Below are 25,514 nucleotides of genomic sequence, written 5' to 3' on the forward strand. Positions count from 1 at the left end.
TTCTGAGAGGCTCCGCCTCAAGACTTGCGGCAGAGCCGCTATGAGGTGCATTTCCAGCTTCTTGCTGGAAACGAGGTTTTAAAAGGCTTTCACGTTAAGTTGACACCAATTATCCTTGATACTCCCCACGTCTGACGCCTCAGAGGAGCTTTTCCCTTGCTCCGCTACTGAATTGTGACAAAAATCCATTTACCTTAACCTGTCAAGAATGCCCCATACCTAATTCAAAAAGCCTGAATCCACTCTTTGACAGAATATTCAGTCCAGATGCTATTTTTCCAGTAGGGGTCATTTTCAATTAACTGGCGCACAGTGGCTTCGTCTTCGGCTTCGTAAATCCCAAAAACTTTTGTAACATCTTTGGTGGGGCCAATAGTAATCAGCACACCGGATTCTTTCTGTTTTGCTAATCCGTCTAAATGAGCTTGACGGTGGGGGGCGCGTTTTTCGAGAACGTCTTCGCAGTAAGTTCCCCAAAGTACATATTTAGGCATAATTGCTTGTTACTCCTAGTAGTTAATAAAGGGGTTATAGTAGTTCCCAATTGCATGGAATACAGACCTAACAAGAACAGCCCCTTCCCTACAAGGGAAGGGGAGTAACACTCAAAGCATCTCTCCTTGTAGGAGAGAGGAATGGAAGAGAGGTCAAAACTGTACTGCACCCAAGCGAGAACCGCTATAGTACCATGCCAAACTCAAAATTTAGACTCAATTTGTTGCCTCAACCAATCACGAAAACTAGCATGATAAATACTATAATAGATTTCTGCTGCTATTGATTCTAAATGTAAAAACTCTCGCCACTTGTCTAAAATTACCTTGATTTCATATTCATCTTCATCTAATCTTTCTGCGATCGCTTCTATTGATATTGATTGCTCTTGAACTAAGATATTTAACACCTCTAAACCCATTGGTTGCTGTTTACTGGTTGCTAAATTCATTTTTTCTAAGTGATTTTGGTAATAGATCTGTAAATTTGAGGGGTAAATTTCCTCATTAATAGCTGCTAATATTTCCCTAATATACATAAAATTGGTTTCATCATCATCAAAACCTGGCTCTATGAGGTTGAGGGAAACATCTTCAGGATTCTTTGCTTCGCTAACGCTACGCACCCTGCGGGAAGCCGCAGAAGCGTCTACAGAATTACATGATTCATTTAAATAGCTTTTAATATATTCCTGGATATCAGCGCGATTTTGTTCCGAGTAGGCTGATAAATCGAAAGATTCGGCTGGATTTTCAACTAATAAACCTGATTTATCTGTCAGAAATGGACGACGAGTGAGGATAAAATAAACTTTTTCTGGCAGATAGCGGGGTAAATAGAATATATTTGAGCCGCGTGATTGATTGTTGGTATCAATCTTATCACACCCATCTATAGTAATAATTAAACGTTGTTCTGGATGCAATCTATCGCTGATTTGTTGCAGTAATAACGATAAAAAGCCACTGCCTTCCGTGGTAAAATCAGGAAAGTTCGTGGTGAGATTGTTTCGACTCCGCTCAACACAAGTTTTACTATCTTGATGTTGGGCAATTTCTATTAATTGAGTGCAAATCGTCGTCAGAAATTCTTCAACGCGACTTTTACCTGTAATTTCGACATTGTAATAGACAACGCCGGGATTTTGGCTGACATAATGGGCAAGAATGGCACTTTTGCCAATCCCAGGATCACCGATAATAGTAAAGTAGCCCCGGTCATATTGATTGAGAAAGTTGTTGATAGCAGCAAAGACAAATTCACGACCGACAAAATTACGGCTTTTTTCTGTAATAATTGCTTCAAATTCTTTGGGATGTCCTCTTGGATTTTTGATAGATGTGTTATTAAACATTTATTTACTTCATTTACTATTAGAAGGAATTCAATTTCTGGAATTAACAAGCGATCGCACTAGAATCATCTTTAAGATTTAATAGAAATGTATTTATTATTTAGCCTATTGTTTCTTTTCTAATTTCTTCAATATCTTGCCAAAATTATGCTCTTGTTACATTTTTTAGAGACTCTTGGCGTTCTTTTGTATAATCACCAGAACCCCAACCCATTTCTTGTAAAAAGCGAATTGTGTCAAGTTGTCCCAACTCTTTAACTAAGGCTTGATAACCTTTTGTGCGTAATTCAATGAGTGTCATTTTCATCATCTCCATTTAATAAAAAACTATTCATTAACCAAATAACAGGGTTTTCTAATTTAACTTGTAATATACAGCAGAATTCAGAATTCAGAGGTCAGAATTCTGAAGTAAAACAGCTTTTACACCAGGGTTTGAGACTTTGGTTGTGTACCTCACCAAATTGAAATGCGCTGTATTACTATATTTAATTGCTTTTTTGAGTAATCTATCATCCGTTGTTAATAATATATCTATTTTAGCAGATTCAGCACAAGCGACATGAAAAGAATCATAAAGACTAAACCCTAACTTCTCTAATTCTTGGGAACGTTTATCTATTTCTTCATTTAAAATTATTTGATAATTAACTAACTTTAATAGTTCTCTAATTTCTTTGAATTTATCAAGATTAGTCATTTTTCTTAACTCTGCTTCAATAGCTTCGCTACTGACTAATTTATATTTTCCTGATTTAACCTGCTTGAAAATTTTAAGAACTGCTTCACCTTCTAAACGATTTCTATCATAACTCCAATCATCAAAAGGGCGATTTAAACAACAAACATCAAGATAAATAAAATAAGATTTGCTCACTCTATATCTTCTCCTTCCAACCGCAGAAAATGAACACGCCCTGATGTGTCTCCTGCTACAATCGTGAATCCATCTGGGGAAATAGCACAACATTTTATAGGACTGTCACCAGTAAAAGTAGAGATTACCTTTCCTGTTTCCAAATCCCACAGTTTTAGCGTGTTGTCAGCTGAACCAGAAATAGCTTTTTGACCATCTAGGGCGTTGGTTCCGCCCGCCGTAGGCATCGCTACTGCTTCTACTCGGCTGTTATGACCTTTTAGGGTAGCGATTTCCCTTTCTGTCTGCAAATCCCACTGTTTTAGGGTGTTGTCAGATGAACCAGAAACGGCTTTTTGACCACCTGCGTAGATCGCTACTGCATTTACCGATTCGTTATGACCTGTCAGGGTAGAAATTTCGGCTCCTGTCTGTAAATCCCACAGCTTCAGAGTCTTGTCATCAGAAGCAGAAACGGCTTTTTGACCATCTGGTGCGATCGCTACTGCATTTACCGAGTCGTTATGACGTGTCAGGGTCGAGATTTCCCTTTCTGTCTGCAAATCCCACAGTTTCAAGGTGTTGTCACCAGAACCAGAAACGGCTGTTTTTCCATTTGGGGCGATCGCTACTGCATATACCGAGGAGTTATGACCTGTCAGGGTAGAGATTTCCTTTCCTGTCTCTAAATCCCACAGTTTCAGGGTCTTGTCATAAGAACCAGAAACGGCTTTTTGACCATCTGGTGCGATCGCTACTGCCATTACCGAGTCGTTATGACCTGTCAGGGTAGAGATTTCCTTTCCTGTCTGCAAATCCCAGACTTTCAGGGTGTTGTCATAGGAAGCAGAAACGGCTTTTTTGCCATCTGGGGCGATCGCTGCTGCTGTTACTGCTTTGTTATGACCTGTCAGGGTAGAGATTTCCTTTCCTGTCTGCAAATCCCACAGTTTCAGGGTGTTGTCATTTGAACCAGAAACGGCTCTTTGACCATCTGGGGCGATCGCTACTGCATATACCGAGGAGTTATGACCTCTCAGAGTCGAGATTTCCGTTCCTGTCTCCAAATCCCATAGCTTCAGGGTGTTGTCCCAAGAACCAGAAACGGCTTTTTTGCCATCTGGGGCGATCGCTACTGCTGTTACCGAGTCGTTGTGACCTATCAGGGTCAAGATTTCCGTTCCTGTCTCCAAATCCCACAGTTTCAGGGTGTTATCACGAGAAGCAGAAACGGCTTTTTTACCATCTGGGGCGATCGCTACTGCATATACCAAGTCGTTATGACCTGTTAGGGTAGAAATTTCCTTTCCTGTCTCTAAATCCCACAACTTCAGGGTATTGTCCCAAGAACCAGAAACAGCTTTTTTGCCATCGGGAGCGATCGCTACTGCTCTTACCAAGCCGTTATGACCTGTCAGGGTACACAGTAGATTTCCGCCTGGAGTGGTTAAGCTAGCTGTAATGGGACGAAATCGAGGAATTTCACTTTTACTTTGTCCTGCATCTGCCAAAATCTTCTGAATTTCTGGCTGCGGAAAAATCTGCAACCTTCCCCATAATTGTCCTACTAATTGGTTGGGGTCTTGATTCAAAACATGGGCTGATAACTGTAGCGCACGTTGAATTAATTGGAGTGTTTTGACTTTTTCGGGGTCTAATTTATCTTCTGACTCTAAGCTATTTAATATCTCTGGGTCATCAATCAAATAAAAATCCATAATTAGGGGTTCTATTCCAAATTTAGGATATCGAATTTTCAGAGAAATAAAATCAAAATCTGTGAGAGTTTGATAATACTTTTCCGAGTTACCCGCTTTTAATTGTTGTTCAGGAAATTGACCAAGAAATAAATTTTGAAATTCTACTGATTTTGAGGCTAATTTAGTGGCAATTCCCCCCATTCTATGCCATCTCCTTTGCCATATAATTAGCCATACTCTTATTAACTTCTCTAAACAGTTTTCGACCTTTACCTAGTTTGTCTTGCCCTTTGAGAAATTCCAGAAAACTTCGATGATAAATACTATAGTAAGTTTTTCGTTCATCTTCATTTACTTTGGGTGTTACATACTCAACCCAATCATTTAACACCGATTTCACCTCATATTCATCCTCATCAAGAATTTCCGCAATCATGTTTATGGATATTGGCTCACCTCTTTCTACCAATATATACAGTATTTTTACCTTCTTTTCATTTGATTCATTATCCATCCCCATCCGATTCCAATGAGTCGTATAATAGTCTTGAAGACCTTGCGGTAATCCCTTTAAAGTTAAATTATTGTATTTACCTTCAGAGATTCCCGGCAATAAATAGCGCAAATATATAAAATTATTTTCACTCTTGATAGCTATTTCCTGAGTAAAGTTATCCTCAGAAATATTACGCTCATTAATCCAACTTATGAGTTTTTGATCATTCTTCAAAAACAAGTGAATATACTCTTTTACATCTTCTCGACTTAAAGCTGTATAATAACCCTTTGTTAAATCTAATTCATCTACAGGAGTATCTGGAGACAAAGTTAAACGTTTTGTTTCTTGATTATAAAGTCTTCTGGTCAGTAAAAAATAGACTCCATCGGGAAGATTTTGTGGTAAATCTAAAAGATTACCATTTCCTTCTTGTTCTACTTCATCTAGTGCATCAATAACAATTACAAGTTTTTGTCCTTTTAGTTCTTCACTAGCTTTTTGCAGGAAAGTTCTTAAATCAGCGTTGTCTGCATTTTGGAGAGAATGACGCTTAATTAATTGTTGACGAATACTGGCTAAAAACTTTTCTGGTTTGTTGCGTCCTTCTGCGAAAACATTAAAATAACAAGGAAATTTAGTAGCTAAAACATATTTAGCAGCAATGGCACTTTTACCCATCCCTGCATCCCCAATCACACTAAAGTAACCCTTGTTTTGAGTTGTGAAGAATTTTTGAATCGCCTTAAAAACAAAATCACGTCCGCAAAATAAGCGAGTTTTTTCAAATATTAGGGCTTTAAAATCTTTGGGATAAACATCTAAATTCCAATCTGGATAAGGCTGATATCGTGAGGCTTTCGTTTGTTTGGCAACTGCAATAAAAGCTTCGCCAAATTCTTCTAATTCACCCAAAAAGTTAATTTTAGCATTGATTATCTGCGTTTTTAGTTCGCTATTTTGATTAATAAATTCTATTGTTTTTTCTTTAAATTTAACGGGAGAATTATTGCTGTAAGCATACCAAAAATAATCTTTAATTTCTTTATCTCTAAATAGGTTTAAAATTGCTTCTGGCTTAAATACACCATACCTTACCAGAGCGTAAACATAAACAGTATCAACCTTATCATCAGGAATTTCGGTAGAATTGAGTTGTAAATCCTTTAAAACCTTGATAACAGCTTCGTTTTTTAGAGCTTGTCTGATGATTTCTCCACCAGCTTGAGGAGCATATTTTTTAATTATGGGAGTAATCAGTGAAGTAATGACGGCAAATTCTATCATGGCTTACTACCGAAAATTTACTATTTTGTTACGACTAGTATTATAGCAAATTATACAGTAAGTACCGTTGAGTAATATTATAGTTGCATAACGTAATGTTGTTGTATTTAAACATCTGCCAAAACATCCTTATGCTGGTATAGCAAAGCCTACGCAAGGGATTACAACTCCGATACTGACTGTATTAGGTATTTAATTTAACATATAATTCCTGATAGTAACACTGCTTTATTCAAGCAAATGGGATTACTTTTGTTAGATGCGATCGCTACCCCCAATGTAACAAATGCCATCGCCGAATCAACAAATGCGAACGCCGAATCAACAAATGCGAACTCCGAATCAACAAACGCGAACTCCGAATTAACAAATGCGAACTCCGAATCAACAAACGCGAACTCCGAATTAACAAATGCGAACCCCGAATCAACAAATGCGATCGCCGAATCAACAAATGCGATCGCCGAATTAACAAATGCGATCGCCGAATTAACAAATGCGATCGCCGAATTAACAATAAAAGGGAGGGAACTAGATTTCTTGTTTCCCCCCTTTCTAAGCCTACGGTGTACACACAAGTTATCGAATCACTACCAGTCCTCGAATTACCCCACCCTAACCCTCCCCTTGTAAAGGGGAGGGAACTGGATTTTCGGTTTCCCCCCTTTACAAGCGATGCCCTGAGCCTGTCGAAGGGGGGGATTAAGGGGGGTAATTACTCCTAACTTCTCAGATTGACGCCGAATTTTTCCACCAAAGCTTCACGGACTTTATTATGTACTGGTTCAACTTCAGCCTCGGTGAGGGTGCGATCGCTAGCCCGATAAATTAAGCGAAATGCTAAACTCCTTTGTCCTTCGGGGACATTTTCGCCACGATATTCATCAAATAATTCCACTGATTCGAGTAAATCTTTACCAGCTTTGGTAATTACTTTTTGAATTTCGGCAACTGAGATTTTCACAGGTGCGAAAAAGGCGATATCGCGATCGCTAGCCGGATAGGTAGAATAGGGACTGAATGTTGGAACGAGCATTTCATCTTGTTCTAGAGAATCTAAAAGCACATCTAGATCCAACTGGAAAACATAAACGGAATCTGGTAAACCTTTTTCTCGTCGCAATTGCGGATGGAGTTGTCCAAAAATACCCAGTCTGTTACCCTGAATCCACAGAGAAGCGGTGCGTCCTGGATGTAAGCGATCGTCGCGGCGATCGGGTTGAAATTCGATTTCCAAGCTAAGTTGCCGAAATACACTTTCTAAAATGCCTTTGGCTTCAAACCAGGTGAGGGATTGTTCGCGTCCACTTTTTGACCATTTGCCAAGGGTGCGATCGCCTCCCACAATCCCAGCAAGGGCTTCTGTTTCTTGCAAACCGTCTTCTTCTCGCCAGAAAATTTGTCCGATTTCAAAACCGTTAAGGGCACCATTACCCTGTTCTAAATTGTATTGAAAGGCATCAATTAACCCAGATATCAAATCGGTTCTTAGCGCTGAATATTCGACAAATAAGGGGTTTGACAGTACTATCTTTCTGTCTTCTCCTGGTTTGACTAAAGAATAGTGGATTAATTCTGTCAACCCTTCAGCCCGGAAAAAAGCTCGTAACTTGCGAATCAGTTCCTCATCTAAAGGCAGATAGCCAGCTTCCGCTTTTTCTGGTAAGGTATCACAAAATTTGTTGTAGCCATAAAGACGGGCGATTTCTTCAATTAAATCAATTTCTCGCTCTAAGTCGCGGTAACGATAGGGTGGGACGGAAACTGACCATGTAGGTTGATGGGTGCTACCTTCTCCTGGAACATTGCCTGAAGGAGTCAACTGACATCCTAATGCAGTCAGGATGCGCTCAACATCTTGTTCTTGGAGTTCACCTGTGTCCTCTTCCAAATCGATTGGCCCTAATATCTGATTAACTCGGTCTAAACGCAGTGCAATAGAACGACTCCAAGTAGATGGATGGGGGCGGGTATCGGCAATTTCTTGCTGGACAAGAATTCCACTAGCCAATTCGCTAATTAAGGATAAGGCGCGGCGATTAGCTATTTCCAATTCAGCCCGGTTAACTCCCCGTTCATATCTGCCAGAAGCTTCACTTCTTAAGCCTGCACTCCGGGAAGAACGGCGAATTGCTACGGAATCAAATAAAGCTGCTTCTAAAACTAGGCTTTGAGTCCCTTCATGGACTTCTGTTTCTTCCCCACCCATGACTCCCGCTAGTGCAACGGGTCTGTCGTTAGCGGTAATTAACAAATTTTGGGTTGATAGGGTGCGAGTTTGTCCATCCAGGGTTTTGAGGGATTCTCCAGCAGTGGCGAAGCGAACGCCGATGCTTAAATTTTCGCTACTTGCAACAGATTGTAGGCGATCGCAATCAAAGGCGTGTAGTGGTTGTCCCCATTCCAACAAAACGTAGTTAGTAATATCCACAACATTACTTATGGGACGTACTCCAGCAGCCCGCAAACGCTGTTGCAACCATTCGGGAGATGGAGCAATTTTTACCTGTTCAATTACCGTACCGATGTATGCAGGACAAGCTTGGGTATCGGCAATTTTTAGAGCTAAATTTCCGGCACTTTTAGAAATAGAGACTTCACTAGGTTCAACAATGCTCAACTTTCCACCAGTTAAAGCTGCTACTTCCCGTGCTACGCCTACCATACTTAGAGCATCAGCGCGATTAGCAGTTGCCGTGAGGTCTAAAATTACATCATCTAAACCCAACAACGGACGCACATCACTACCCAATGGTAAATTTTCCTGGGTAAAAATATGAATTCCGTCTACATCAGTGGGCAAACCGAGTTCCTTTAAAGAACAAATCATCCCCTGAGATGAGACACCACGCAGTTTTGCAGGTTTGATTTTTAAATCGATGTTGGGTAAGTAAGTACCCGTAGTTGCTACTGGCACATAGATATCTGCTTTCACATTCGCAGCGCCACAGACAATATTTAAAATCTCATCTGCACCGATATCCACTTGGCAAACACTCAATTTATCGGCGTTGGGATGGGGTTGACGCTCAATAACTTTCCCAACAACCACGCCATTTGCCCAAGTGCGGCGGTCTTCAATTTCTTCTACCTCAAACCCCGCCATTGTCAGGGTTTCGGCTAATTCTTCTGGACTAAGTTTTATCTCTACTAGTTCGCGCAGCCAATTGAGAGAAATACGCATGGAGTGTGCTTGTTTTAGGAATCGTCTTTTGTTCTCATTTTAGGGTGCCTACTAGCGATCGATGGCTACTCGTCCCGCAAGGCGTACCCTTTCACTTGAACAATCCTACTACGTTAGACTGGCAGAACAATATACTACACACAATTTAGCTAATTAGGTAGGATATGCGATCGTAAAGAATAGTAGTGCTAACCCAAAAGCTATAAATGCTAACCCAAAAGCTATAAATGCTAACCCAAAAGCTATAAATGCCAAGCCAAAAGCTATAAATGCCAAGCCAAAAGCTATAAATGCTAACCCAAAAGCTATAAATGCTAACCCAAAAGCTATAAATGCTAACCCAAAAGCTATAAATGCTAATCCAAAAGCTATAAATGCTAACCCAAAAGCTATAAATGCTAATCCAAAAGCTATAAATGCTCGACTTTATCTTTACATTTTTTGCGATCGCCTCTAGTCAGCCGTAGCACTTCTAGATTAAAATAAGTAGCAACGCTTTAGAATATTTACCAGAAAGCATTACGAGGTTACAAAATATTCAATACATAGATGCTCATGAAAATTTTTTCCGCTCCTTGCCAGAAAGTATTTGCAATTTAAAACTGTTCAAGGATAATATCTATCAATAATCCCAAATATTGAAATTTTCCACGATTTATGTGTGCGACTAAGTAACCTATTACAAACAATTGAGCTAACCAAATACGACACGCGATCGCAAAGAGGGCACGTTGTAAAGTTATGTAACCTAAATCAAGTAAAACTCTTGATATATGATTGTTTGAATACCAAACTTTCAATGAGGTAAAATGAATCAGCAAAACAGGCGTTAACTTAAATATTTATCAGGTGATTATGTTAAAATATCTGCGTTGATATTAGCAATATCTAAATTATATAAAAATGCAATAATGACAATTATATCAAATGAAAACCCAATTGTTCTTGTTTGTGCTGCTGATGATAACTATTCTATGCCTATAGCATCGGCTACCCGCTCAGTTATTGCCAATTTCCAAAGTGAACACAAGTTGCTTCTATATATTATTGATGGTGGAATTAGTAAACTCAACAAACAGAGAATTATCAAAAACTTAAAATCTGAGGAAGTCAGTATCAATTGGCTTAAGCCCAGAAAAAAGCACTTCCAAAATGCACAAATTTCATCCACAATTACAATTGCTGCTTACTATCGGTTTTTAATTCCTCAACTGCTGCCAAAGCAATTTGATAAGGCAATTTACATTGATAGCGATGTGATTGTACAAGGAAATATAGAGAGATTATGGAATATTGATATTGGAGAATATTATCTCTTGGCAGCACAGGATATGGGAGCGCCTTATGTATCTTCGCCAAGAGGACTCATGAATTATCAAGAGCTTGGCATTTCCCCAGAATCTAAATACTTTAATTCCGGGGTTCTAGTAATTAACCTCAAAAAATGGCGGGAAGATAAGATTTTTGAAAAATTAATTGAGTATTTGGCAACAAATAAACAGTATGTGCGGTGGCATGATCAAGATGCTTTGAATGCTATTCTTGCAGGAAAATGGGGAGAACTTGAACCTAGATGGAATCAAATGCCATATTTGTTTCAATATTCATCTTGGCAAGATAGTCCGTTTACAGAAGATGTATTCAATCAGCTAATTAATAATCCTGACATTATTCATTATTCAACTAGGGATAAGCCTTGGTACAATAGTTGTAAGCATCCTGACAAAGATTTATTTTTTCAATACCTTGATAATTCAATTTGGTCTAATTGGTATGCTGAACAAGCTATAAAAAAAGAAAGGCAAAGGCGGATGGCTTTTTTACACAACATTTATTATATGATGAAGCAGCGAATTAAATCACTGTTGAAAGCATAGTAAAAAACTAAACCTGTCTTTCAATCGAAAAAAGTAAGTCAACCCAAGGGCAGCAAGGGTATAGCCAGGACGCTGCTAAAAAATTTCTCTACAGGACTAAACAAAATTTACGAATTACGAATTACGAATTACGAATTATTTAATGCCACTTGTAAAACTGGTACAAACGTTGTGCCAGTTTGTGTTTGCTCCAATTGCTGTTGAGCTTGGCTTTTAGAGTCCAGTTAGCAAACTGGTCTTACTATTGATACCAGTAAACCTACTAATCAATACAATCACTATTAACACCAATTCTCCAAAATAAAACTATATAGCGGTTCTCGCTTGAGTGCAGTACAGTTTTGACCTCTCTCCAAACCTCTCTCCTAAAAGGAGAGAAGCTTTGAATCTTACTCCCCAACGCTAGAAGGGAAGGGGCTGTTCTTGTTAGGTCTGTATTCCATGCAATTGGGAAGCGCTATAGATACAAGTCTGGAAAACCAGATAAAATCTGGCGCTCTTATTACGAATTACGAGTTGGTATAAATCAGCTAGATCAAAGGTAGGGAATATGCAAACAATTGGTACTCAAAAAGACAGTCCAGCTTGGGTTATTCAAACTTGGGCAGCTTTTATACTTTCTATTTCTATGACCACCTTCGGCATTGTAAATTTGCCTGTGGATGGCTGGGTGAAAGGCTTTATGGGTATGGGTTTAGCTTTTTCTGTTGGCTCAACTTTTACTTTGGCAAAAACTACTAGAGACTTGCACGAAACTAGAAGATTAACCGCTAGGTTAGACGAGGCGAAAGTAGAAAAATTGCTTTCACAACACGATCCTCTGAATTTCAAATGAAGGCAGTCAGCCTTTGCGGGTAATTCAAAATTAAGAATTATCAAAAATTAACTATATGACAAAAAACAAAAGGACTGGATATACCAGTCCCTTATTATATTGATTTAACGTTTTTATCTTAATAACGGGATTTTTTGGTCTTTAACTTTTGCTTTTTACGCCGACTTTCGCTAGCAGCCACTGCATGTTCTACCGGATAACCCACTATCGGAATTACCTGATATTTGCGCTCTTCTTCTAACTTTTTCAGTTCAGTATAATTAACCCAGTGAATGCAATCAACCGGACAAGTGTCAATTGCTTCTTGGATAATTTCCTCACCGTCCCCATCTTGCCGAACCACGCGCGATCGCCCGTAATCTGGTTCAATATAAAAGGTGTTACGCGCAACATGAGCGCAGTGCTTGCAACCAATACAGGTGATTTCGTCAACATAAACACCATTTTGGCGCAGCACACCGCCCAATTCCGGTTCTAAACCAGAACGTTCTGGGGCATCCCGTAAAAAACCCCCTAATTCTGGTTCCAAACCTGAACGATTATCTTCTTGTTCTTCCGGCGACGGCAAAAAATCAGCCATTACGCACTCCAGCGTTGTACTACCAGGCGAATTGAACCATCTTCATTTTTCTGTTGTTCAGAGACTTGAAAACCAACACGAGCGGTTTCCTTCACAACAGTTTGATAAGCATAGCGCTGTGTTACCTGGCGCAAAAATCCGTCTACAGACAGGTCTTGCTGCCAATATTGCAAGTCAGCCACCAGTTCATATTCCTTGCCATTCCATCTAAAGCCGATATCGTAGCCATTTTCCTGCTCAATACTAACTTCCGCAGGATGGGTTTGACCGCGATAGCCACGTACTTCCCGTGGTCCTGGTTTCCAGTCTACGCCCAATTCAGTCAAAGCATCTTTCAAAGAATCAAGGTTACGGATTTGAGTCTTAATTTGGCTAAAGTGTGACATGGTGGTTATGAATTAATAACACTAAACAACTGTGAAAACTTACCAATCGCTGTAAGTGGTGTGTGTATTCGCCACATTAGATTGCTGCACTTGAGCGGCGAAATATTCTGAGGTTGGCTCATGATTAAGTACTTGCCCCAGCTGTGCCTCTATTGCTGCTGTAACCTCAGCGCAAGAAGCACCTACAATGCCAGTGACTTTTTCTTGTACCCGACCGTCTGGATAGATTATGAACTCTAATGTCTCCATGCTCTTGGCCAACCACGATAAGTACGCTTGAATTGTACTGCCTTAGCAGAAGGCTATAAATATAGCCCTAGGAACATTTTTACGTTAGATCAAAACATTTGTTAACTAATGTTCCATCTTTCAACACATATATCTCATAATCTTTACAAAAATTATTAATTTTATAAGCATATACATCAGTATTTAGTTAGTCTCTCTTAACCTCATCGATTAGTCAAGGTAACAACTGAGGTTGCTAAGTAAGCTGCAAAAGCCCTAAAAACAAGCATTAGGGCGTAATATAGCCACCAAGACAATTCATAAAAATATAAAATCTATTGAAAAACTTCATCATTACCATTAGATTTAGCTTATTGTAGCAAGGATTGCTAATTAGGTTGGATGCAGCACTAGCTGCGTGATTACTACTCAGGATTTTGTCAACAAGCGCTCAATTTTTCAATAATTTTTTAATGCGATGCCTACGGTGGTAACAGAGTTTTGCCGTTCGCGCAGCGTCTCGTAGAGAAGTGCGGTAAACTACGCGCTTTCCTGTAGACGTATATATACGTAGATAAACCCCAACTTAGACGTCGCTCTTTACACTACAATAGGCGATCGCACTCTAATCTAATAATTAAATTGACTGCAACCACCCTAAAAAATCTCTCGTACTTGCAACATATTTTTGGATTCCTGCTGCACCCAATATTTGCTTAATCTCTTTTGTACCAAAGTCTTTATGATTTCCACTCAACAAAACTTTCTGCTCATCTGAAGATGTTCTGGCATGAGCAAGAATACAATGTAAAATTAAGTTATCTGTCGGATCAGTAATAAGTTGTTGATTATGGCTGATAATGAGTATAGATGATTCTAATTGTATTAATTCTACATTATTAGCAGCCCATTCCCGAACTTGAAAAAGGCGATTCTCAATATCATCAGTCATCGCTTCATTATCAAGTTTTGCGGTTTGAAGAGAACGCAAAATTCTCGTACAAGATTCTAAATTGATGTTTCCTTTCAGTTCCTTTATTTCTGTCTCTAACCTTTCTGTAAAACTATGTCTTCTTCTGCGTTCGTCTTCTAGAACAGAAAGAGATTCCATATAACAAATTGCAGGAGTCACAATTTTAATTTGTGAGATTTGCTCAATTGTTTGAGGATAAATTAAGAGGTGAGAATCTTTATCTTGGTTTTTAGCGAAACCAATGAAAAAGTTAGTTTCAACATAAAGTATAGTCACTAGCTTTCCTACCCTTATGCTGCATCTGCCAGCTTTTCTACAAAATCTATTTGTTTTAACTCTTGTGATTTAGGAGGATTATCTGTTTTCCAGTTATATGCTAAATCTCTTAACCAACTCTCAACTAATGTTTGTAGATAAAACTCAGAAATCCTCTTGTTTGCAAATTCTGAATCGTATTCAGACATAACTTCATGAGTTGGGAAAGTGTAGACAGTCTCTAGATTTTTCCCATCCCATTTAAAGAAATTAATATTTTCAGGAGTAGCAGTCATAGCATAAGGAACTATGACTTGATTATGTTCATGCTCGAAGTTGAGAATTTCTTCTACTTTGGATTTAATATCTTCTTGAATGTCTCTTGCTCTAATTTTTGATACTAAAAGTTTTTGTCCGTTTTTATTCCAACCTGTAATGTCTGATACCTCTATTGTTTGGCCACTGAGTTTTTCAACGTCCATTTTTCAAATCCTTGTGACATTGACCATTTTAAATAACATATTAATTATAGGTTATGGGCGATCGCACTCAAAATTACCATAGGCGATGTCTACGACGGGCTGTGACGCTCCTGCGTCGCTAACGCTACGCTATCGGTGACACACTTTTCTCTTAACTGGGTTTAATATCAGTCAAAGCTTGACTCACAGCAAGTTTTTCTAATATTTCAGCCATTTTTCGTCCCCGTGCTTGTTTATCTATAACTGATTCATTTTCCAGGAATGTAACATGAACTGGGATTTGTTCCTCTCCCAATGTAGGTACATGATCAATCCACTCTAAACGACTTCCTTTCAACCAAGCTCTGAATGTTTTTAGCATTATTTTGCTCTTTATTTTTTATCTATCTTGGTATCGCTCTCAAAACTACAATATACGATAAGCGATCGCTAGATTCTCTATATTTATGTGCGTAAGGGTAGCCCATCGTAAATATCATTAGCATCTCGTTAGAAGCTTCCATATTCTCAAGAATTTTTGATGCGATCGCTTTATGCTTTCTGATGATGCGTAAGCGTAGGCATCGCTCTCAAAATTACCATAGGCGATCGCATTGCTGGTATATGTTTAATATGCTCCGGCGTAGTCTGGTGCGGTTGCTAGTCTTTAGGTCGTCTCAGAGTCATCCGGTGCTTCACCAAGGGTCTGCTGTGCAGCGTGACGGATATGAAGAACACGCACTGTCGATATTTCTTGTCCTGCCAAAATTGTGAAAATTATTCGGTATGAGTTGCGCCCTCGACCGTAAAGTATCTGGCGAATTTCTTGGCTAAAATAATCATTTTCTCTAGCTAGAGAACATCGCCTTGGCATTTGCGATAAAGACTCAATGACTTGTAGTAATCCTGCATACCACTGACTTGCCCTTTCAGGAGAAGTAACTTGAGACAACTGCAAAAATGCGCTGTCTGCTTCTGCTTCAGCTACACTAGAGATTTCAATGCGGTATTTCATGAATCGGCTGGCAGATTATATTTGCGACGCTGCTGGTCAGCAAAATCATCAAATGAACGGAATCTACCAGCTTCAAAGTCTTCTAATCCTTGCTGAATACCCTTAATAGCTGCTTCTGAGTCTTGCACCTCCCACTCTAGGACAGCCTCTAGCAATTGTGCCGCAAGGAAACTAACATCTTGTCCTTGCTGTGCGGCTTTCTCGCGCAGTCGTGCTTCTAATTCTGGGCTAAGGGAAACAACGATCGCCATAATCGGATATTTTGCGTCAGGTTTATAGATATGATTTTATTTCAGAATATCTGATCAAGCTGCGTAGGCGTAGCCAACCGTAGGCATCGCTCTGGACACAACCAGTTATGCTGTCATCATTTCCGGGACTGAATCAGGGGATGCTGGCTCAAAATGTAACACCATAATTTGCTCTGGGCGTAAACCGACAGATTCGTATGTGCGGCCATTGCGATCGCTAAATTCAACTTCAAATGCAGCGCCACCAGCTAATAATTCTACTACTGTGCCAACTTGACCACGGTACAAGTTGTATTCAGGCAAATCAACCGTCAGTGCTACTACATCCAGCAACTTGATTGTACTTTTAGTCATATTGTATCAATTCCACTATATATTTATTATGCAATCTCTTTTTACTTAATCAATTCTTGGGTCATAAATGCCAAGTAATAAATATTTGCATATTCAATTAAAGCAAAAGCGATATCAGCTAAAGTTTTTCTAAATTCCTGAATAGGCTCGATAATCAACTTGAGTGCTAATTGTCCTAAGATGAATACAAAAACCCCTGAAATAATAGTCATAAATATCTCCATAACTAAACTAAAATTCTTCATAAAAAATCTTTCATTTTAAACAGAACAGGGTTTTTAGCAGAATAGTCTCTGTAGATGATCTGCCAACGATTACTGGCTAACTCTTGCTCAGAAACTGATAAATCGAGAGTTACACCAATCTTATTTGCACAAAATCTATATGCGTCTATAAAACATCTATCAAACTCGTTATAGTTGACTTTTGCTAACACTCTGATTCGATTCTTTTCTTGTGCCTCAAGAATAATATTTATAAATCCCCCAAAGAACCTTGCACAGAAAAATGCTACTAAGCCTTGCCATCCTACTGAGTACCATCCAAACAGAGTAAGTCCTATCGAAATTATTCCAACTGTCCCAATTGAATTGAATATCACACCTAAATTCACGACCTGATCAATATATTTACTCCTAATATGCATCCAACGCAGAATACCTGGTACAACGAGAACATTTGTAAAAATTATTATGGGTGAAATTCGCAGTGAAAATAATATAAATCCCAAAAGATATGCAATAGCTTCAGGGGCTTTATCCATACCTTCACTTATCTTCAAAACCTTATGTGGTCGATACTTTGGATAAAGTCTTGCGAGTAAGCTAAAAGCATAGTTCATCGGGAAGCTGATTGGCATTCCTCCAGGTGTATAAATTGTCATACTTAATTATCAATACTCCTATATCAAACCACGTCTATCTTGAAAACTGGGGCTTTTTCAACAGCCTGTTGAGGCATATAGCCCCTGATACATAAGCTTTCCAGTAAATACTATAAAAACTGTAGGTTTCAAATTAGACAAGATTTAAGTTATTACATATCCTACTCGTCAGAATTTCCCAGTAAAAAAACTATCCTTCATCCTCATCACCCAGAAAAATAAAGCATAATTAACCTTTATAGCCATCAGCCACAGTAAAATCACTATGAATACACAACCAACAAACCAACCTATCCGCGTCGGAGTACTGGGTTTGGCGGACTAGGACAAGCAGCCGCCAAGGTACTTACTGGCAAACGGAAAATGATTTTAGTCGCAGCAGCAGATCAAAAAGGCTACGCTTACGCTGCTGATGATTTAAATACTGACTGCAAATTTACCTAATTATTACTTGGTAATGCCCAAGCAGCTTAAAATAGTAGTAATAGAGAGTATTGTAATTATGAGCGTCGTCATTCCTAATGAAATATTAACCGCAACTCGGATGACTGAAGGCGAAATGAAGCAGGAAATTGCGGTGATGCTCTTTCAAAAAGAAAAGTTAACCCTTGCTCAAGCCAGCCGGTTTGCAGGGATGAATCGTATAGCATTTCAGCATCTACTCGCAAGTCGTCAAATTTCAGTGCATTATGGGGTCGAGGATTTTGAACAAGATATAAAGAACTTGTGGGCGATGGGTAGACTGTGATCATTGTCAGTGATACTTCGCCCATCAATAACCTTTATACAACAGCGTTTTGCAGCTTGTTGATGAAAATTAATTTTTGATCCTGTCCAAGTAGCTTACATAAAAAAACATCAGTCAGCCAAAAAACCCAAGATAATGAATCATAATTAACCTCTATAGCTTTGAGCTATCAGCCATCAGCCACCAGTTACAAGCCGGAAGCTGAAATGCCGAATGCTAAAGGCTTTTGATTCAACTTAACTAATTGACTATGAATTCCGAAAAAGTCAAAAATTCTCTAAATATTTCGCCAGCTATCCGCGTGGGAGTACTGGGTTTTGGCGGACTAGGACAAGCAGCCGCCAAGCTACTTGCTGGCAAACGGGAAATGATTTTAGTCGCAGCAGCAGATCAAAAAGGCTACGCTTACGCTGCTGAAGGTTTAAATACTGAAGAATCCATTGCAACCTACCAGTCCCAAGGTTCGTTAGGTCATTTAGAGCCAGTTGGTACTTTAACAAATCAAAGTATTCAGGATTTAATTGAAATAGCTCAACCTGTGGATGGGTATTTTCTGGCTTTACCCAACTTGCCAAATGACTTTATTCCGACTGTAGCCAAGGAGTTTATCAAATCTGGTTGGCGTGGGGTGCTAGTGGATGCGATTAAGCGCACCACTGCTGTAGAACAACTACTGGCGATGAAAGAAGAACTGGAAGCAGCCGGGATTACTTACATGACAGGCTGTGGTGCTACACCGGGATTGTTAACCGCCGCCGCCGCATTAGCCGCCCAAAGCTACGCCGAAATTCATCAAGTCGAAATCACCTTCGGGGTGGGAATTGCTAACTGGGAAGCTTACCGTGCCACCGTTCGAGAAGACATTGGCCATATGCCTGGTTACACAGTGGAAACTGCCAGGGCGATGACTGACCCCGAAGTAGAAGCACTACTAGATAAAACTAATGGCGTGCTTACCTTGACGAATATGGAACACGCTGATGATGTGATGTTAGAGGTGGCGGGAATTTGTGGGCGCGATCGCGTTACTGTTGGTGGTGTAGTCGATACCCGCAATCCCAAAAAGCCCCTCAGCACCAACGTTAAGGTAACAGGACGCACTTTTGAAGGGAAGATTTCCACCCATACATTTACTCTGGGAGATGAAACCAGTATGGCAGCCAATGTCTGCGGTCCTGCCTTTGGCTATCTCAAAGCTGGTAAACAATTGCACCAACGCGGCATTTATGGAATATTCACTGCTGCGGAAATTATGCCCCAATTTGTAAGGTAATAGTTAGGAGTGGGGAGTTAAAAACGTAAACTTGAGACTTAAAAATCTCTGGTTTTGTTCAAAAGTTGCAATTTAAAACTCTTAACTCCTAACTTTTAACCAGATTCCGTGGGTTTAAGTCCCCGGCAACTATCAAGCCGCAAGTTTTGGGTCGGGGTCTGTCTTGAGAAATCGCTCCTCTTGGGCAAAGCCCAAGACCGCGTTTCTCGCTAAATCCCCGTCACAAAACTTACTTCCGACTTCCGACTTCCGACTTCCGACTTCGTTTAACTCCTAACTCCTAACTTTTTCTAAGCTGGTGGAATTTGTGGAGAGAAAATATCTGTGAAATTCTCCTCAAGCAGCGAATCTGGTGTTTGCATAATAAATGGGAGTTCCGCTCCCACTAGTCCTCGTTGAATGCGTTCTAAAGTCTCACTAAAAACGACAAACAGAGGATATATAGTATTAGAACCCTCACTCAAAATATGACTGTGGCGCAGAGGCATCAACCACTCATAATCATTGTCCAACGAAACTTGGGTTTGTCGCCAACGTCCTAACAAATCAGAAAAGTCTTCATGAGCGCGATGAATAAAGACTAAAATTTCTGCTTCAGTTTTGACTTTCCACTCAGGATCGCACATCAAAATTGCCACATCACAGGGTAAGCAAATCGTTTGTGGGGCTGTTGTAGCAGTGTTGCGAAGACGGACAATTGGCAAGGGAATCGTGATAACACTTTCATCTGGACGGCGCAAACTGGGAATCATCTCCAAGTATGGCCGATATTGCTTTAGTAAGGCGATCGCAGCTAGATGATTGCTGTACTCTGCCAAACTCGCTTCGTACTGAGATTTTTGCACAGTCATAATTTATTAAATAGTAAGTAGTTAGAAGTGATAAGTTAAGAATAAAATTTAGAAGTCAGAAGTTAGAAATACAAGTTTCAACTCCTAACTCCTAACTATTAACTCCTAACTTTTAATCCTCTATCCCAACGTTTCAAATACTTTAAACATCGGCAGATACATCGCTAACAAAATGGTTCCAACCATTCCCCCCAAAACTACAATCATCACTGGTTCCAAAATACTGGTCATTGCTTTTACTGCCTGCTCAACTTCATCTTCATAGAAATCGGCAACTTTCATCAACATTGCATCTAATTCTCCAGTTTCTTCTCCAATACTAATCATCTGAATTGCCATAGCCGGAAAAACGCTTTCACTTTGTTGTAAAGCAATGCTAATCATACCTCCTTGTTGAATCTCAAGGCGGGCTGCATCTATGGCATTGGCAATCACTTGGTTTCCTGATGTATCTCGGACAATTTCTAAGCAAGTTAAAATTGGCACACCTGAACGAGTCAAAGAACCAAAAGTTCTGCTAAAGCGGGCGACCGAAGATTTTTGAATTAAGTCGCCAAACAACGGTACCTTCAGGGAAAGACGATCAATTGTGAGGCGACCACCAGGAGTTTTACCGAATTGTCCATAGCCAATTTTCAGTCCGACAATAATAAAGAGAAGGATGACAGCCTTCGGACTTCTCAAAAATTTACTAGCATCCATCAAGAATTGCGTTAGAGGTGGTAGTGTAATTCCAATTTGTTCAAAAATCGTGGCAAAAATGGGAATAAGAAAAATGGTCATGCCGAGAAAGATCGCAACTGCGATAAAACCCACGACCACTGGATAAGACAATGCTGATTTAATTTGGTTTTGTAAGCGGGCAACATCTTCTAACAACTTGGCTAAACGATTCAATACTTCGTCTAGAACACCACCAACTTCGCCAGCTTCAATCATACTCACATATAATCCATCAAAGCAGTCAGGATGCTTCCGCATTGACTCTGAAAGATTCATTCCGCTTTGAACATCGATGCTAATGTCCGCAATAGCTTGTTTCAGTTTAGGGTTACTACACTGTTCAGAAAGTACCCCCAGACTTCTAACGATCGCAACTCCCGCATTCATCAAAACGGCAAATTGACGAGAAAAAACAGCTTTGTCTTTCACAGAAACCTTAACTAAGGAATTCTGGAAATTTTTTATGGCAACATCTAGTTGAAATCCTTGAGATTGTTTCAGCTCTTGGATTACTAAACCTTGCTCTCTGAGATTAGTCCGAGCTTGTACCAAGGATTCGGCAACAATTTTTTCTGTTCGGGATTTTCCTTGAGAATCCCGCACACGGGCAACATAGTTTGGCATAAATTAATTCAAAATGGGCATTTGGCATTTGTCATTTGTCATTTGTCATTGGTCATTTGTCATTGGTCATTTGTCATTGGTCATGGGTTATTCTCCTTGTCCCCTTGTTTCCCTTATCTCCCTCATCTCCCTCATCTCCCTTATCTCCCTCATCTCCCTAGTTTCTTTAATGCGCTTTGGCAGCCGCACCGGGTTTCGCACCAGCTGCCGGCGGCGGTGCCGCAGTACCGATGAGACGTTGGATTTCATCTGGCTTAGAAGTCTTAGACATCGCCGCTTCAAAGGAGATCGTTCCTGCTTTGTACATATCGGCTAAAACCTTCTCCAGAGTTTGCATTCCCAATTTACCGCCAGTTTGAATAGCTGAGTAAATTTGAGCTGTTTTGCCTTCTCGAATCAAGTTGGAAATAGCGGGAGTGACAATCAGAATTTCTTGAGCCATTACCCGACCATATTCACCGGGTTTAGGGTTTTTCTTGGACACCAAGGTTTGGCTAAATACCGCCACTAACGAGTTAGACAACTGCACCCGCACTTGGGTTTGTCTTTCATGGGGGAAAACGTCAATAATCCGGTCAACTGTCTGGGCGGCAGAACTGGTGTGTAGCGTGCCAAATACCAAATGTCCTGTTTCTGCGGCGGAAATTGCCAAAGAAATCGTTTCCAAATCGCGCATTTCCCCTACCAGAACAATATCTGGATCTTCCCGCAAAGCTGCTTTCAAGGCATTAGCAAAACTCTTAGTATCTTCACCCAGTTGTCGTTGGTGAACCAAGCTTTTAATTGGTTCGTAGACAAATTCAATCGGGTCTTCCACCGTTAAAATATGCTCTGCTTTCGTGCGGTTAATCAAGTCAATCATTGCCGCTAAGGTTGTTGTCTTGCCGGAACCTGTAGGGCCTGTCACTAGAATTAACCCTCTGGGTTTATCTGTCATTTCCCGGACGATATCTGGCAAACCTAATTTTTCAAAGTTAGGAATTTTAGAACTTAATGCCCGTAAGCAAGCAGCATAAGAACCACGTTCTTTATAGACATTGACCCGGAAACGAGCCAAACCCTTAACACCATAGGAACAATCCAACTCCCAGTTCTGCTCCAAGGTTTTACGCTGGGTATTGTTGAGCATACTAAAAATCAGCCTTTGACACTGATCGGCTGTCATTACATGCTCACCTATGGGGGTGAGTTTGCCACTGATGCGGAAGTAGGGAGGCAAACCTGCGGATAAATGCAAATCGGAACCTCCCATTTCAATCAATTGCTCCATCAGGTCTTCAATCATCATTTCCATAGTTCTGCTTCCTTTTAATGTTTGTTATTTGTTCTTTGTCCTTTGTCATTTGTTTAAAGTTACTAAGCATCGACTAATGACCAATGACTAATGACCAATGACCAATGACCAATGACTAATGACTACTTTTAAAACCGAGATGTCATACAGTAGGGACAATCCAGCCATTCCGGTTTCAATGTGGCATCGCAAGTCAGGCAGGTAAGACCAATCTTGCGTTTGGCTTTTAATTCGGCTTCCAAACCAGTATCAGTAAACGTTACTCGTTCTACTTCTTCTAAGGTGGTAGAACCTTGGCGCACTAAGTCCAAACTGTAAGACAGCAAGGTTTTCATGCCCTCTTCTATTGCCACTTCCTTGATACGTTCTGTGGGTGCATCTTCGTTGATGAGAGTTTGCAGGTTTTCGGTAACTCGCATGACTTCATAGACTCCACAACGCCCTTTGTAGCCGACGCCATTACATTTTGGGCAAAGCTGATTTTGAGTTTTGGCTTGGGCGATCGCATCTAATGTCAAGGTGTTAGCTTTATAGAAGGTGACTTCGATATCTGAGGAAGCTGATAGACCATAACGACCCAATTCCTGAACGGTAGGAGTGTAGGGAATACGACATTCAGGACATACACGCCGCACCAAACGTTGAGCTAAAACGCCAATTAGGGAACTAGAAACCATGAATGGCTCAATCCCCATTTCTCCCAAACGAGCGATCGCACCTGGGGCATCATTGGTATGTAAAGTAGTTAATACCAAGTGACCCGTCAACGCAGCCTCAATTGCTGTTTTTGCCGTTTCTTTATCCCGCGTTTCACCCACCAGCAGCACATCTGGATCTTGCCGCAAGAAAGCCCGCAACGCGGTAGCAAAATCCAGCCCTTTTTCCCGAATCACCTGTACTTGAGTAATCCCTGGAAGGCTGTACTCAATTGGGTCTTCCACAGTACTGATATTAATACCGGGATCATTCTTTTCTGATAATGCAGAATATAGCGAGGTTGTTTTCCCAGAACCAGTTGGCCCAGTCACCAAAATTAGACCAAAGGGACGGCTTACCATATCCTGGACAATTTGTAAAGTCTCCGGGTCGGTAATTAACTTATCCAATCCCAATTGGGTGGAAGAGTTATCCAAAATCCGTAGCACCACCTTTTCCCCGTAACGACTGGGTAAGGTGCTGACCCGGAAATCTACCTTACGTCCCTCAAACAGCCGCCGGATGCGTCCATCTTGGGGTATACGCCGTTCCGCAATGTCTAGATTGGAGATGATTTTAAATCGGGCAGTTACCGCCGGGATGATTTTTTTCGGTAGAGGATCGAAAGCTTCGACCAGTATGCCATCCTTCCGAAAGCGAATGCGTAAGTTTTCTTCTTGCGGTTCGATATGAATATCAGAAACGCCCTCATGCAAGGCTTTAGCTAGGATTCTGTTGACTAGGTTGATGACTGGGGCATCCTCTGCACCCTTCATCGCCGCCCCTAGATCAGCCTCCATTTCTTCCGGGGCCTCCGCAAGATCGAGATTTCCGAGGTTTTCTAAATCCTGATTAATATCTGTAAACTTTGCTTGGTCTAGGTGCTTCTGCTTAACAGCCATTTGATCCAAATATTGGTTGATTAGCTGTTGGTAGTCTTCCTGTGTAATCACCATGCGCTGCAAGGCCAAGCCTTGGGGACGCAAGATGCGGTTCAGGTCATCGGAAGCCTCTAGATTATCTGGAGCGACCATCGCCACTAAAACTGAGGGCGGGGTTTGGTCTTCGTGTTTCGACAGTGGTACTAAACGATGGCGACGACAGATATCCACTGGGATCAGGGTTTCAATCAGGTTCGCCATCATCGAGGTGTCAAAGGAGTTGACTTCTGGATCAAGGAATTCAACACCGTATAGGATTTTAAGTTCAAATAGCTGCTGTTTTTTATATTGCCTGAGCAACTCAGGTGATAGTTGTTGACCAGTGATTGACTCTAGGACTTCCGTTAGGGGTCTGCCAGATTTGCGGCTTTCAATTAGTGCCTGCCTCATCTGGTCGGTATTGACATAGCCAGATAGTACTAGCTTGTTGCCGAAGGGCGAAAACTCTGTTCTGGTAGTTAGAGCGGTACTGCGCCGGTGTGCTGACGAGTAAGTCATAAATGAGCAATTGATTTGGGGAAACCTCTGCTTAAAGTATTCCCAGACTGGGAGACAGAATTCTCATTTCCCCAAAAAGTCGTAAATCACCGAACTTATCAGCGGCCTCGCCGCTAAATGCGAGTCAAAAAGAAGTAGTAAGTAGAGCGGCGTGAATAATTCAAGGTTTGTAGTAAGGACTTTAGTCGTAATTTGAGAGCTGAAGCCCTCTCTACGAACTCATCTCAATATTTTTTACATTACTTAATCTACTTTGATTTATTTAGGACTTACGCATAAGAGATCCCCCAACCCCGTTAAAAAGGGGGCTTTTAAGATCCCCCCTTAAAAAGGCTACGGTGTATACACAAGTCTGAAATAGCTGATTTACCAAGGTTTTACCCCACACTAACCCTC

At 40.5% G+C, this 25,514-nt stretch carries 28 protein-coding genes and 2 pseudogenes; 7 read left to right on the forward strand and 23 right to left on the reverse strand.

Going from position 1 to position 25,514, the window contains the following annotated elements; translation table 11 throughout:
* Nucleotides 1-224: 224 nt before the first annotated feature.
* From V7K27_RS24100 to V7K27_RS24125, 6 genes are all read right to left on the reverse strand, one after another.
* A complete protein-coding gene (locus V7K27_RS24100; protein ID WP_334950666.1) occupies nucleotides 225-494 on the reverse strand; it encodes a YciI family protein in 270 nt (89 codons plus the stop codon).
* Between the two features lie 203 nt (nucleotides 495-697).
* Nucleotides 698-1,849: an ATP-binding protein gene (locus V7K27_RS24105; RefSeq protein WP_334950667.1), complete on the reverse strand. Its 1,152-nt coding sequence runs from the start codon at nucleotides 1,847-1,849 to the stop codon at nucleotides 698-700.
* Between the two features lie 145 nt (nucleotides 1,850-1,994).
* Complete coding sequence (locus tag V7K27_RS24110; protein ID WP_334950668.1) at nucleotides 1,995-2,150, reverse strand: hypothetical protein; 156 nt, start codon at nucleotides 2,148-2,150, stop codon at nucleotides 1,995-1,997.
* 90 nt (nucleotides 2,151-2,240) lie between these two features.
* The gene (locus V7K27_RS24115; RefSeq protein ID WP_334950669.1) at nucleotides 2,241-2,726 is read right to left on the reverse strand and encodes a type II toxin-antitoxin system VapC family toxin; all 486 of its coding nucleotides are present in this window, start codon (nucleotides 2,724-2,726) and stop codon (nucleotides 2,241-2,243) included.
* Nucleotides 2,723-4,606, reverse strand: coding sequence for a WD40 repeat domain-containing protein (locus V7K27_RS24120; protein WP_334950670.1), 1,884 nt, complete (start codon nucleotides 4,604-4,606; stop codon nucleotides 2,723-2,725). Before V7K27_RS24120 ends, V7K27_RS24115 begins: the two co-directional genes overlap by 4 nt.
* Before the next feature lies 1 nt (nucleotide 4,607).
* Nucleotides 4,608-6,188, reverse strand: coding sequence for an ATP-binding protein (locus tag V7K27_RS24125; protein WP_334950671.1), 1,581 nt, complete (start codon nucleotides 6,186-6,188; stop codon nucleotides 4,608-4,610).
* A gap of 240 nt (nucleotides 6,189-6,428) precedes the next feature.
* Between V7K27_RS24125 and V7K27_RS24130 the strand changes: the two genes are divergently transcribed.
* Nucleotides 6,429-6,821, forward strand: coding sequence for a hypothetical protein (locus V7K27_RS24130; RefSeq protein ID WP_334950672.1), 393 nt, complete (start codon nucleotides 6,429-6,431; stop codon nucleotides 6,819-6,821).
* A gap of 88 nt (nucleotides 6,822-6,909) precedes the next feature.
* On the opposite strand, the gene pheT is transcribed toward V7K27_RS24130, so the two are convergent.
* Together pheT and V7K27_RS24140 are read right to left on the reverse strand one after the other, a co-directional pair.
* On the reverse strand, nucleotides 6,910-9,372 hold the full coding sequence (pheT, locus tag V7K27_RS24135) for a phenylalanine--tRNA ligase subunit beta (RefSeq protein ID WP_334950673.1): 2,463 nt from the start codon (nucleotides 9,370-9,372) through the stop codon (nucleotides 6,910-6,912).
* Nucleotides 9,373-9,525: 153 nt separating this feature from the next.
* Complete coding sequence (locus tag V7K27_RS24140; protein ID WP_334950674.1) at nucleotides 9,526-9,648, reverse strand: hypothetical protein; 123 nt, start codon at nucleotides 9,646-9,648, stop codon at nucleotides 9,526-9,528.
* Nucleotides 9,649-10,283: 635 nt separating this feature from the next.
* Between V7K27_RS24140 and V7K27_RS24145 the strand changes: the two genes are divergently transcribed.
* Both V7K27_RS24145 and V7K27_RS24150 read left to right on the forward strand, forming a co-directional pair.
* Nucleotides 10,284-11,249 carry a glycosyltransferase family 8 protein gene (locus V7K27_RS24145; protein WP_334950675.1) on the forward strand — a complete coding sequence of 322 codons (966 nt, stop codon included), beginning with the start codon at nucleotides 10,284-10,286 and terminating at the stop codon, nucleotides 11,247-11,249.
* 550 nt (nucleotides 11,250-11,799) lie between these two features.
* The gene (locus V7K27_RS24150) at nucleotides 11,800-12,084 is read left to right on the forward strand and encodes a YiaA/YiaB family inner membrane protein (protein WP_334950676.1); all 285 of its coding nucleotides are present in this window, start codon (nucleotides 11,800-11,802) and stop codon (nucleotides 12,082-12,084) included.
* Between the two features lie 118 nt (nucleotides 12,085-12,202).
* On the opposite strand, the gene V7K27_RS24155 is transcribed toward V7K27_RS24150, so the two are convergent.
* The 11 genes from V7K27_RS24155 to V7K27_RS24205 form a co-directional block, all read right to left on the reverse strand.
* Nucleotides 12,203-12,664: a ferredoxin gene (locus V7K27_RS24155; RefSeq protein ID WP_334950677.1), complete on the reverse strand. Its 462-nt coding sequence runs from the start codon at nucleotides 12,662-12,664 to the stop codon at nucleotides 12,203-12,205.
* Nucleotides 12,664-13,050 carry a DUF1257 domain-containing protein gene (locus V7K27_RS24160; protein WP_012406942.1) on the reverse strand — a complete coding sequence of 129 codons (387 nt, stop codon included), beginning with the start codon at nucleotides 13,048-13,050 and terminating at the stop codon, nucleotides 12,664-12,666. Before V7K27_RS24160 ends, V7K27_RS24155 begins: the two co-directional genes overlap by 1 nt.
* Nucleotides 13,051-13,089: 39 nt before the next feature.
* Nucleotides 13,090-13,299 (reverse strand): DUF2997 domain-containing protein, encoded by a 210-nt coding sequence (locus tag V7K27_RS24165; RefSeq protein WP_334950678.1) that lies wholly within the window; start codon nucleotides 13,297-13,299, stop codon nucleotides 13,090-13,092.
* A gap of 616 nt (nucleotides 13,300-13,915) precedes the next feature.
* Nucleotides 13,916-14,527 carry a PIN domain-containing protein gene (locus tag V7K27_RS24170; protein ID WP_334950679.1) on the reverse strand — a complete coding sequence of 204 codons (612 nt, stop codon included), beginning with the start codon at nucleotides 14,525-14,527 and terminating at the stop codon, nucleotides 13,916-13,918.
* Between the two features lie 14 nt (nucleotides 14,528-14,541).
* Nucleotides 14,542-14,988, reverse strand: coding sequence for a hypothetical protein (locus tag V7K27_RS24175; RefSeq protein ID WP_334950681.1), 447 nt, complete (start codon nucleotides 14,986-14,988; stop codon nucleotides 14,542-14,544).
* A gap of 151 nt (nucleotides 14,989-15,139) precedes the next feature.
* Nucleotides 15,140-15,349: a hypothetical protein gene (locus V7K27_RS24180; protein ID WP_334950682.1), complete on the reverse strand. Its 210-nt coding sequence runs from the start codon at nucleotides 15,347-15,349 to the stop codon at nucleotides 15,140-15,142.
* Between the two features lie 285 nt (nucleotides 15,350-15,634).
* Nucleotides 15,635-15,982 carry a type II toxin-antitoxin system RelE/ParE family toxin gene (locus V7K27_RS24185; protein WP_334950683.1) on the reverse strand — a complete coding sequence of 116 codons (348 nt, stop codon included), beginning with the start codon at nucleotides 15,980-15,982 and terminating at the stop codon, nucleotides 15,635-15,637.
* Nucleotides 15,979-16,233, reverse strand: coding sequence for a hypothetical protein (locus V7K27_RS24190; protein ID WP_334950684.1), 255 nt, complete (start codon nucleotides 16,231-16,233; stop codon nucleotides 15,979-15,981). The genes V7K27_RS24185 and V7K27_RS24190 overlap by 4 nt, the downstream gene beginning before the upstream one ends.
* 105 nt (nucleotides 16,234-16,338) lie before the next feature.
* Nucleotides 16,339-16,587: a DUF4926 domain-containing protein gene (locus V7K27_RS24195; protein ID WP_334950686.1), complete on the reverse strand. Its 249-nt coding sequence runs from the start codon at nucleotides 16,585-16,587 to the stop codon at nucleotides 16,339-16,341.
* A 41-nt stretch (nucleotides 16,588-16,628) separates the two neighbouring features.
* Nucleotides 16,629-16,799, reverse strand: a complete 171-nt coding sequence (locus V7K27_RS24200; RefSeq protein WP_334950687.1) for a hypothetical protein — start codon at nucleotides 16,797-16,799, stop codon at nucleotides 16,629-16,631.
* Between the two features lie 29 nt (nucleotides 16,800-16,828).
* Nucleotides 16,829-17,470, reverse strand: coding sequence for a hypothetical protein (locus tag V7K27_RS24205; RefSeq protein WP_334950688.1), 642 nt, complete (start codon nucleotides 17,468-17,470; stop codon nucleotides 16,829-16,831).
* A gap of 265 nt (nucleotides 17,471-17,735) precedes the next feature.
* Here V7K27_RS24205 and V7K27_RS24210 point away from each other — a divergent pair.
* From V7K27_RS24210 to bioU, 3 genes and pseudogenes are all read left to right on the forward strand, one after another.
* A pseudogene (locus V7K27_RS24210) lies at nucleotides 17,736-17,899 on the forward strand (saccharopine dehydrogenase-like oxidoreductase); the annotation flags it as partial.
* Nucleotides 17,900-17,972: 73 nt separating this feature from the next.
* Complete coding sequence (locus tag V7K27_RS24215) at nucleotides 17,973-18,218, forward strand: UPF0175 family protein (RefSeq protein ID WP_334950689.1); 246 nt, start codon at nucleotides 17,973-17,975, stop codon at nucleotides 18,216-18,218.
* A gap of 250 nt (nucleotides 18,219-18,468) precedes the next feature.
* Complete coding sequence (bioU, locus tag V7K27_RS24220) at nucleotides 18,469-19,491, forward strand: (S)-8-amino-7-oxononanoate synthase BioU (RefSeq protein ID WP_334950690.1); 1,023 nt, start codon at nucleotides 18,469-18,471, stop codon at nucleotides 19,489-19,491.
* Between the two features lie 290 nt (nucleotides 19,492-19,781).
* On the opposite strand, the gene V7K27_RS24225 is transcribed toward bioU, so the two are convergent.
* A complete protein-coding gene (locus tag V7K27_RS24225) occupies nucleotides 19,782-20,342 on the reverse strand; it encodes a hypothetical protein (protein WP_334950691.1) in 561 nt (186 codons plus the stop codon).
* 120 nt (nucleotides 20,343-20,462) lie between these two features.
* Entirely contained in the window at nucleotides 20,463-21,689 is a 1,227-nt protein-coding gene (locus V7K27_RS24230; protein ID WP_334950692.1) for a type II secretion system F family protein, read from the reverse strand.
* A gap of 35 nt (nucleotides 21,690-21,724) precedes the next feature.
* Here V7K27_RS24230 and V7K27_RS24235 point away from each other — a divergent pair, with 35 nt between their 5' ends.
* Nucleotides 21,725-21,850 (forward strand): hypothetical protein, encoded by a 126-nt coding sequence (locus V7K27_RS24235; RefSeq protein WP_334950693.1) that lies wholly within the window; start codon nucleotides 21,725-21,727, stop codon nucleotides 21,848-21,850.
* A gap of 5 nt (nucleotides 21,851-21,855) precedes the next feature.
* Here V7K27_RS24235 and V7K27_RS24240 read toward each other — a convergent pair.
* Together V7K27_RS24240 and V7K27_RS24245 are read right to left on the reverse strand one after the other, a co-directional pair.
* Nucleotides 21,856-22,986: pseudogene (locus V7K27_RS24240) on the reverse strand (type IV pilus twitching motility protein PilT); the annotation flags it as partial.
* 125 nt (nucleotides 22,987-23,111) lie between these two features.
* Complete coding sequence (locus V7K27_RS24245) at nucleotides 23,112-25,118, reverse strand: GspE/PulE family protein (RefSeq protein WP_334950695.1); 2,007 nt, start codon at nucleotides 25,116-25,118, stop codon at nucleotides 23,112-23,114.
* Between the last annotated feature and the right edge of the window lie 396 nt (nucleotides 25,119-25,514).

This window comes from Nostoc sp. (assembly GCF_036919575.1).
GTDB lineage: Bacteria > Cyanobacteriota > Cyanobacteriia > Cyanobacteriales > Nostocaceae > Nostoc.